The sequence below is a fragment of the Paraburkholderia sp. NMBU_R16 genome (genome assembly GCF_013282575.1).
Lineage (GTDB): Bacteria > Pseudomonadota > Gammaproteobacteria > Burkholderiales > Burkholderiaceae > Trinickia.
Genome location: NZ_JAAAYE010000246.1, coordinates 1 through 706 on the forward strand (window position 1 = coordinate 1; position 706 = coordinate 706).

The 706-nt window shown below is 55.4% G+C and carries 1 protein-coding gene; it reads right to left on the reverse strand.

Annotated features, from left to right (window positions below):
- Nucleotides 1-247 precede the first annotated feature (247 nt).
- Nucleotides 248-706: transposase (locus tag GWC77_RS28100; RefSeq protein ID WP_254367236.1), on the reverse strand; the 459-nt coding region annotated here is incomplete at its 5' end.

Below are 706 nucleotides of genomic sequence, written 5' to 3' on the forward strand. Positions count from 1 at the left end.
GCGCGGCTACACGCGCTTCGAAACAATGCGAACCGTGCTGTTCCTCATCGCCGGCAAGCTAGATTTCTCCAGCTTCAACCCGCATGCCTCGTGAGCCGCTTTACCCACTGCATTTTCAAAAGAGCCAACTTTATTGAATAATAACCTGTACATAAAATTAGGAATGCAGATACCAGAGCCGCCTAAACCATAGATGAATGGTCAGGCAGGGCGTATCCGGAATTCTGTGTGTGAGGCGGGCTGAGACTCACAGCCCGATGTTGAAGCGCTCCGGGTAAAGCAGAGCGAACTGGGTCATCGCGCTTTTCCAATCATGTCGAGAACCGGTCCACTTGGCAACATCGTTGCGCAGCGCTAGCCAGATCAGTTTGAGCGCGGCCTCGTCGCTCGGGAAGTGGCCGCGTGCCTTGATGATCTTGCGTAATTGCATGTGCAGCGACTCGATTGAATTTGTCATGTAGATGATTTTCCGAATGTCCGGGGCAAAGGCGAAGAACGGAATCACCTGCTCCCAGGCGCGCCGCCACAGTGCCGCGATCGGTGGGTATTTACGGCCCCAGGGGCCCGCATCGAATGCTTTGTCACTGACCGGCATATTCGAGCCATTCCGGGATCGGCGTAATCGAGCCACCGGATGATCGCCGTAATCGAGCCAGTGCATGATCGGCACAATCGGGCCACTCGATGATCGGCGTATTGGAGCCAC